Source organism: Streptomyces mutomycini, assembly GCF_001700505.1.
Classification (GTDB): domain Bacteria; phylum Actinomycetota; class Actinomycetes; order Streptomycetales; family Streptomycetaceae; genus Streptomyces; species Streptomyces mutomycini.
In genome coordinates this window covers 1-9,524 of sequence record NZ_MAPV01000004.1, presented here as the reverse complement: position 1 = coordinate 9,524, position 9,524 = coordinate 1, and the positions used below count along the sequence as shown (strand labels likewise).

General features: G+C 70.2%; 2 protein-coding genes. Both read right to left on the bottom strand.

Translation table 11 applies throughout. The features are described from left to right. On the bottom strand, nucleotides 1-7,356 hold a 7,356-nt coding region (locus tag BFF76_RS00185), incomplete at its 3' end, for a type I polyketide synthase (protein ID WP_420877193.1). Nucleotides 7,357-7,369: 13 nt separating this feature from the next. Next, nucleotides 7,370-9,524, bottom strand: a 2,155-nt coding sequence (locus tag BFF76_RS00180) for an SDR family NAD(P)-dependent oxidoreductase (RefSeq protein WP_141695550.1), incomplete at its 5' end; no start/stop codon positions are given.

Here is a 9,524-nt window from a genome sequence, read left to right as displayed (position 1 = left end):
CCCATCAACCACACCCGCCGCAACAGACTCCAGCCAAAAATGCTCACGCTGGAACGCATACGTCGGCAGGTCCACGCGGCGGGCGCCGACGCCGGCGAAGTACGCCACCCAGTCGACGGACCGTCCGTGTACGTGGAGTTCGGCGAGGGCCGTGACGAGTGTCAGAGCCTCGTCGCGGTCCTTTCGCAGGGCCGGCACGAAGACCGAGTCCTCGACGCAGTCCTGCCCCATCGCGGACAGCACTCCGTCCGGGCCGAGCTCCAGGTACGTGGTCACTCCCTGGTCCCGGAGAGCCCGCATCCCGTCGAGGAAGCGGACCGCCTCACGGACGTGACGCACCCAGTAGTCCGCCGAGCACATCTCCTCGTCAGACACGACCCGACCGGACACGTTCGAAACGATGGCGGTCTGCGGGGCATGGAAGGTCAACGTCTCCGCGACCGTGCGGAAGTCGTCCAGCATCGCGTCCATGCGGAGTGAGTGGAACGCGTGACTGACGCGAAGCCGCTTGGTCTTACGGCCCTCCGCCTCGAAGTGCGCGGCGATCGCCAGCACTGCGTCCTCGTCACCGGAAACCACCGTCGAGGAGGGCCCGTTGAGCGCTGCGATCGAGACACCGTCGGTCAGCAGCGGCAGGACCTCGTCCTCCGCAGCCTGGAGCGAGACCATCGCCCCGCCCGCCGGCAACGCCTGCATCAGACGACCACGAGCCGCCACCAGCTTCGCCGCGTCCTCCAGCGACAGCACCCCAGCCACATGCGCCGCCGACAGCTCACCGATCGAATGCCCCAGCAGATAATCCGGCTTCACACCCCAGGCCGACACCAGGCGATACAGCGCCACTTCGAGCGCGAACAGACCGGCCTGCGTGAACTGCGTCTGATCCAGCAGCTCACCACCCTTGAACACCACATCCCGGATCGGCTGATCCAGATGCCGGTCCAGCTCCGCACACACCGCATCGAACGCATCCGCGAACACCGGATACGCCCCATACAGCTCACGGCCCATACCCGACCGCTGCGCACCCTGACCCGAGAACAGCACACCGGTACGCCCGGAGGTCACCGCGCCCGAGACCGTCCGGTCACCGATCAGCACCGCACGGTGATCGAGCACCGCACGCGACGTCACCAACGAGAACCCGACATCCACCGGATTCCGATCCGCAGCAAACTCCGAAAGCCGCTCCACCTGAGCGACGAGCGCCTCGGACGTCTTCGCCGACACCACCCACGGCACCACCGGCAACGACGAGGCACCCGCCGCGTCCGCCGGCTCCACCTCAGGAGCCTGCTCCAGGATGATGTGCGCGTTCGTACCGCTGATCCCGAACGACGACACACCCGCCCGCCGCGGCTCACCCGTCTCCGGCCACGCCACCGACTCCGTCAGCAACTCCACCGCACCGGCCGACCAGTCCACCTGCGACGACGGCTCATCCACATGCAGCGTCCGCGGCAGCACACCGTGCCGCATCGCCATCACCATCTTGATGACACCGCCGACACCGGCCGCTGCTGCCGCGTGGCCGATGTTCGACTTGATCGACCCGAGCCACAGAGGCAGGTCCTCGGAGCGGCGCTCCTGACCGTAGGTGGCGAGCAGCGCCTGCGCTTCGATCGGGTCACCGAGCCGGGTGCCCGTGCCGTGCGCCTCCACGGCGTCGATCTGCGCGGCCGAGAGGCCGGAGCTGGTCAGGGCCTGTCGGATGACGCGCTGCTGCGCGGGGCCGTTCGGAGCCGTCAGACCGTTCGACGCACCGTCCTGGTTGATGGCCGACCCGCGCACCACCGCCAGGACCTCATGGCCGTTGCGCCGCGCGTCAGACAGCCGCTCCACGAGCAGCATGCCGACGCCCTCTGCCCATCCCGTACCGTCCGCTCCCTCCGCGAAGGGCTTGCAGCGGCCGTCCGCCGACAGGCCGCGCTGCCGGGAGAACTCCACGAACGCGGTCGGGCTGGCGAGAAGCGCGACTCCGCCGGCGAGCGCCATGGTGCATTCGCCCTGGCGGAGCGCCTGGGCCGCGAGATGCAGGGCGACCAGTGAGGAGGAGCAGGCGGTGTCGATCGTGACGGCAGGACCTTCCAGGCCCAGCATGTAGGCGATGCGGCCGGACACCACGCTCGTCGCGGTACCCGTGAGGAGGTGCCCTTCGCTGCCTTCTGAGCCCTGCGCCATGCCGACGCCGTATCCGGAGGAGGAGGCACCGGCGAAGACGCCGATCTGCTCACCACGCACCGAGGTGGGATCGATTCCCGCACCCTCGAAGAGCTCCCAGGACGCCTCCAGCAGCAGCCGCTGCTGAGGATCCATCGCCAGCGCCTCACGCGGCGAGATCCCGAAGAAACCGGCGTCGAAGTCACCCGCCTCGTGAAGGAAGCCGCCGTGACGGGTGTACGTCGTGCCCGGGTTTGCCGGGTCGGGGTCGTAGATGCCCTCCAGGTCCCAGCCCCGGTCGGTCGGGAATTCAGAGATGCCGTCGGTGCCGGAGACGAGGAGTCGCCAGAGTTCGTCGGGATTCGCCACCTCTCCCGGGTATCGGCAGCTCATCCCGACGATCGCTATGAGGTCGTCGTCCTTCGCCGGCGCATGGAACTCGGTGGCCGACAGCCTCGACTGCGTACCCGACAGGACGGGCAGTTCGTATCGTGCGGAGAGTTCGGCTGCGAGGAAACGGGCCAGGACGGTCGGCGTCGGATGGTCGAAGACCATGGTGGTCGGCAGTTGCAGGCGGGTCTCGGCGACGAGTGCGTTGCGCAGTTCGACGGCGGTCAGGGAGTCGAACCCCAGCTCGCGGAAGGCACGATCGCGCTCGACCCCGTCGGGCGAAGCGTGTCCCAGGACGCCTGCGGCGAGGGAGCGAACCGTGTCGGTCAGAGCATCGGCGCGCTCGGCAGGTGCCAGTGCGGCGAGTCGGTTCCAGAGGGGCGAGTCGTCGTCCGCGGCGGAGTCCGTGGCCTCGGGGGCGGACGATGCGAGTGCCTTCCGTACTTCGGCCAGCTCACTGATCAGCGGGCGGCTGCGGGCTGCGGTGAACACCGGTACGAACCGTGCCCAGTCCATGTCCGCGACGGTCACCAGAGTGTCGTCCCGGTCGAGTGCCTGCTGCAGGGCCGCGATCGCCGGCTCGGGTGCCATGGCCCGGATGCCCAGGCGGAGCAACTGCTCGCCTTCGTCACCTTCGGCCATGCCGCCACCCGCCCAGGCACCCCACGCGACCGCGGTCGCAGGGACGCCGCGCGCCCTGCGGCGCTGTGCCAGCGCGTCGAGGTGGGCGTTGGCTGTCGCGTAACCGCTCTGGCCGCCGCTGCCCCAGACTCCGGCGACGGAGGAGAAGACGACGAAGGCGTCGAGGTCGTGCCCGTCGAGGAGTTCGTCCAGGTGGACGGCGCCCGCGACCTTGGCGGAAACCTCCTCGGCGAGCGTGTCGGCGGTGGCTTCGGACAGCAGGGTCGCGGTGGCGACACCTGCCGCGTGCACGACTGTCCGGAGCGCAGCGCCCGGGTAGTCGGCCGCCGCGGCGTCGCAGGCTTCGATCAGCGCGGCCACGGCCGTGCGGTCGGACACGTCACAGGCGACGACGGTGGCCTTGGTGCCGAGCTCCTCCAGTTCGGCGACGAGTGCGGCCGCGCCGGGGGCGTCCGGGCCGCGGCGGCTCGTGAGGACGAGGTGCTCGACGCCGTTGCGGGCGAGCCACCGTGCCACGTGACCGCCGAGCGCACCGGTTCCGCCGGTGATCAGCGCGGTGCCTTGCGGTGTCCAGACCGGCCCGACGAGGTCGGGGCGGGTGTCGCGTACGAGACGGCGGACGAAGGCTCCGGAGGAGCGCACCGCCACCTGGTCCTCGCTACCGTCGGCGAGGAGGCCGATCAGCCGTGCCGCCGCACGGTCGTCCAGGGTCTCCGGGAGGTCCATGAGCCCGCCCCAGCGGTGGGCGCACTCCAGTCCGACGACGCGCCCGAGACCCCACAGCGACGCCTGGACGGCGCTGGCCAGCGGGTCGGAGCGACCGACGGACACGGCACCACGGGTCGCCAGCCACAGCGGGGCGTCGATTCCCGTGTCGCCGAGCGCCTGGACGAGCGCCAGAGTCCCTGTCATGCCGGCGGTGACGACCGGGTGGGCGGGAGACGGCTGCTCATCGAGGGCCAACAGCGAAAATACGCCGACCGGCTGTGTGTCCTGCGCGAGAGCGTTGTCCAGCGCCTGAGCAAGGGAGCCGCGGTCGGCAGACGCGGCATCGGCCTCGATCGGGATCACCCTGGCGCCGTGTGCGGTCAGCGCCTCGACCGCACGGGTGACGAGCAGGCTGCCCATGTGTCCGGAGGGCACGACGACCAGCCAGTCGCCTGACAGCCGGCCCGCTGTCGGGAGGGCGGCAGGCTTCCAGGTGATGCCGTAACGCCATTCGCTCGCTGTGGAGTTGACACGGCTCTGACGGCGCCAGGCGGAGAGCGCGGGCAGTGCGCCGGCCAGCGCAGCGGAGTCCTCGGGACGTATCGCATCGACGAGTGAGGCGAGATCCTCACGCTCGACGGCGTCCCAGAACTGCGCCTCGGCAGGAGTATTGCCCACGACAGCGGTCCCGCTGTCCAGCTGCATGGGGACATGCGGCCAGTAGCGCTCACGCTGGAAGGCATAGGTGGGCAGCTCGACCTGACGCGCTCCGGTGCCCGCGAAGTATCGCGTCCAGTCCACGTCCTGTCCACGCACGTGCAGCTCGGCCAGTGCAGTGACACAGGCCGACACCTCGGCCCGCCCCTTGCGCAGGGCCGGTACGAACACACGGCTCTCCGAGTCGGCGGTGAGGCAGTCCTGGCCCATGGCCGACAGGACCCCGTCCGGGCCCAGCTCCAGGAACGCCGTCACGCCCTGGTCCTGCAGGGTGCGTACGCCGTCGAGGAAGCGGACGGCCTGTCGGACGTGCTGCACCCAGTACTCGGCGGTGCGGATCTCGCGCGACGGGACGATCGCTCCGGTGACGTTGGAGACGATGGCGATTTCGGGCGCGTGGAAGGTCAGCGTCTCCGCGACCGTGCGGAACTCCTCCAGCATCGCGTCCATGCGCGGCGAATGGAACGCATGACTGACCCGCAGACGCTTGGTCTTACGACCCTCCGCCTCGAAGTGCGCGGCGATCTCCAGGACAGCGTCCTCGTCACCCGAAATCACCGTCGAGGACGGCCCGTTGAGCGCTGCAATGGATGCGCCGTCGGCCAGGAGCGGCAGAACCTCGTCCTCGGCTGCCTGGAGCGACACCATCGCCCCGCCCGCCGGCAGCGCCTGCATCAGACGCCCACGCGCCGCCACCAACCTGGCCGCATCCTCCAGCGACAGCACCCCGGCCACATGCGCAGCCGACAGCTCACCGATCGAGTGACCCAGCAGGTAATCGGGCTTGACGCCCCAGGCCGACACCAGGCGGAACAGCGCCACTTCGAGCGCGAACAGACCGGCCTGCGTGAACTGCGTCTGATCCAGCAGCTCACCACCATCGAACACCACATCCCGGATCGGCTGATCCAGATGCCGGTCCAGCTCCGCACACACCGCATCGAACGCATCCGCGAACACCGGATACGCCTCATACAGCTCACGGCCCATACCCGACCGCTGCGCCCCCTGACCCGAGAACAGCACCGCCAGACCACCAGGTGCGGTAGAACCACGCACCACCCGCGTCCCGGCTCCGGATGAGGCCAGTTCCCTTACGCCGTCGCGGAGTTCCTCACGCCCGGCCTCGATCACAACGGCCCGATGCTCGAGTGCGGCGCGGCCGACGGCGAGGGAGTAGCCGATGTCCAGCGAACCCGAGGAGCGGACGTCAGCGGTCTCCATGTGCGCCAGCAAGGTGTGCGCCTGGGCCTGCAGTGCCTGGGCGCCGGACGACGAGACGAGCCACGGGACGACCGGCGGGACCCAGCCGGGCTCAGTCTCGTCGGCACCTTCGGCGCTGTCCCGCACCGGTGCCTGCTCCACGATGATGTGCGCGTTGGTACCGCTCACACCGAACGAGGACACTCCCGCCCGGCGCGGCTGACCGGTCTCCGGCCAGTCCATCGGTTCGGTCAGCAGCTGAACCGCCCCCGCCGACCAGTCGACGTGCGGCGTCGGCTCGTCCACGTGCAGGGTCTGCGGAAGCGAGGCGTGACGCAGAGCCATGACCATCTTGATCACACCCGCGACGCCCGAAGCGGCCTGTGCGTGACCGAAGTTGGACTTCATCGAGCCGAGCAGCAGTGGGCGGTCCTGCGGGCGGTCCTGGCCGTACGTCTCCACCACGGCCTGGGCCTCGATGGGGTCACCCAGCACCGTGCCGGTGCCATGGGCCTCGACGGCATCGATCTGGGAGGGTGAGAGAGCCGCGTTGGCCAGGGCCGCGCGGATGACGCGCCGCTGAGAAGGGCCGTGGGGTGCCGTCAGACCGTTGCTCGCACCGTCCTGATTCACCGCGGAGCCCCGTACGACCGCGAGCACGTTGTGCCCGTTGCGTACGGCGTCGGACAGCCGCTCGACGAGAAGCACGCCCACGCCCTCGGCCCAGCCCGTCCCGTCGGCAGCCGCCGCGAAGGACTTGCAGCGGCCGTCACCCGCGAGGCCGCCCTGCTGACTGAACTCGGCGAACGCACCGGGGTTGTTCATGACGGTCACGCCGGCCGCCAGGGCGAGGGAGCACTCGCGCTGCCGCAGCGCCTGGACGGCCAGGTGAAGTGCCACGAGCGAGGACGAGCACGCAGTGTCGACCGTCACCGCGGGCCCCTCCAGGCCGAGCGAGTAGGCGATGCGGCCGGACACGACACTGCCGGCGGTGCCGGTGACGTAATAGCCGTCGACGTTGTCGTCGGACTGGCGCAGGCTCGTCTCGTAGCCGGAGCTCTGTGCGCCGACGAAGACACCGGTCTGGGTGGAGTGGAGTGAGGTCGGAGCGATCCCGGCCCGCTCCAGCGCCTTCCACGACTCCTCCAGCAGGAGGCGCTGCTGCGGGTCCATGGACAGCGCCTCGCGGGGCGAGATCCCGAAGAACGAGGCGTCGAAGTCGGTGACGCCGTCGACGAAGCCGCCCTCGAAGGTCGTCGCGTTGGCGCCGCCCGCCTGGTACAGCCCATCGAGGTCCCAGCCACGGTCGGTCGGGAACGCGCCCACCGCGTCGGTACCGGAGGCGACCAGCCGCCACAGGTCCTCGGGGCTCGCCACCCCACCCGGGTAGCGGCAGCTCATCCCGATGATCGCGATCGGCTCCCTGGCCGCGCCGGTGAGCTGGGTGTTCTCCCTCCGCAACCGGTCGACCTCTTTGAGAGACGCGCGCAGCGCTTCGAGAACCTTGTCACCCGAACTAGCCATCATGAACTCCACACTTCGCGCATCATCAGGAATCGCCGTTGCCCAGAGCCATTTGGATCAGGCTCTCGGCGTCCATCTCGTCGATCGAGTCGTTGTCGTCACCCGCGGGCGAGGGAGCCAGTGCTCCGCCGTGTTCATCCGCGAGCGTCATCAAGGTGTCCAGCAGTCCGGCTGCCCTGAGCCGGTCCAGCGGCACGGAGGCCAGGGCACTGCGCACCACGGCCTCGTCCACGTCTCCGTACGCCACGGAGTCCTCACCGCCGGCCCGGCCGGCCTCCGGAAGCAGCTTGCCCCGCAGGTAGGTGATGAGGGCGGTGGGCGTCGGGTGGTCGAAGACCAGCGCGGCCGGAAGCCGTAGACCGGTAGCCTCCGCGAGCTGGTTGCGCAGCTCCACCGCGGTCAGTGAGTCGAAACCGAGGTTTCGGAAGGCCCGGTTGGGGCGTACCGCGTTCGGTGTGTCGAGCCGCAGCACGGTGGCCGCTCGCTCCTGTACGAGTTCGAGCAGCAGGTGGTCCCGCTCGGGCCCGGAGAGATCCAGCATCCGCCGGGTCAGCGCATCTGCCGTGCCTGCGCCCTCGGTCTCGGCGGACTCCTCGGTACTCGTCAGCGCTGCCCGCACTTCAGGCAGGCCGGCGATGAGCGGGCTCCGCCGCAGGGTCGTGAACGCTGTGGCGAACCGTGACCAGTCCACGTCCACCGTGACGATCGGCGCTTCGTCGTGCTCGATCGCCTGTTGCAGGGCGGCGACCGCCAGGCCGGGATCCATCGGAGCCAGCCCGAGCCGGGTCAACTGCTCGCCGGTTTCACCTGCGGCCATTCCGCTGTCGGCCCACTGTCCCCATGCCACGGACGTGGCCGCCCAGCCCTGGGCGCGGCGTCGGATCGCCAGCGCGTCGAGTGCCGCGTTCGCGGTCGCGTACGCGGCCTGGCGCGCGCTCCCCCACACCCCGGCGATGGACGAGAACATGACGAAGGCGTCCAGTGTTCCGCCGAGCAGTTCGTCCAGGTGGGCGGCGCCGGCCGTCTTGCCCGAGAGCACATCGGCGAACGCGGCCGGTTCCGTGTCTGCCAGGGCGACGCTGTCGCTGATCCCGGCGGTGTGGATGACGCTGCGGACGGGGCTGCCCTCCTGGCTCAGCCGTCCGACCAGCTCGGCCACTTGGGCCCGGTCGGAGACGTCGCAGGCGACGACGGACACTTTGGTGCCCAGAGCGGTGAGCTCGGCCTCCAGTTCCGCCGCGCCGGGAGCTGCTGTCCCCCGCCGGCTGGTGAGGACGAGCCGCTCCGCGCCCCGCCCGGCCAGCCACCTGGCCACATGCCCGCCCAGGGCACCCGTACCGCCCGTGATCAGCACGGTGCCTTCGGCGTTCCACGGGGCGGTGGGGTCCGCTCCGTTCAGGGGAGCCCGAGCCAGTCGGCGGCCGAAGACTCCCGCCGTGCGCACAGCGACCTGGTCCTCACCGGCCGCGTCGGACAGGATGCCGCACAGGCTGTCGGTGATGCGTGCGTCGACGCCTTCGGCCGGCAGGTCGATCAGGCCGCCCCAGTTGCCGGGCCGCTCCAGTCCGACGACCCGGCCCATCCCCCACACCTGCGCCTGGGCAACGCTCACGGTGCGATCGGTCGTTTCGCTGACCTGCACGGCCCCCCTGGTGACGCACCAGAGCGGGGCCTGAAGCTCCACGGCGTCGAGCGCCTGCACCAGAGCCAGCGTCGATGTCACTGCGGCGGGCACCGCAGCATGCACGGGGTCAGGGGTCTCGTCCGCCCCGAGGAACGACAGCACACCGGCCACTTCGCCGCCGCTCGCGTCGAGGAGCCGTCGGATGCTTCCGGCCAGCGTGTCGCGGTCGGACTCCCCCGCGGACACCACAAGGGTCGTCACGCGCGCTCCGTGCTCCGCCAGAGCCGCGTCACAAGCGAGGACCGTCGCGTCGTCACGCAGCGCTTCCGGGATCAGCACGATCCACTGCCCGGAAAGGCTCGAGGACTTCGCCCTCGCCAGCGGGGTCCAGTCGATGCGATAGCGCCAGCCGTCGATGACGGACCCGTTACGGCGTTCACGTCGCCAGGACGCGAGTGCCGGCAGAACCGTCTGCAGGGCCGACTCGCTCTGCGTCCCGCCGAGGGTACGCATGAGGGCGTCCAGGTTCTCGCCCTCGACGGCTTCCCAGAACTGG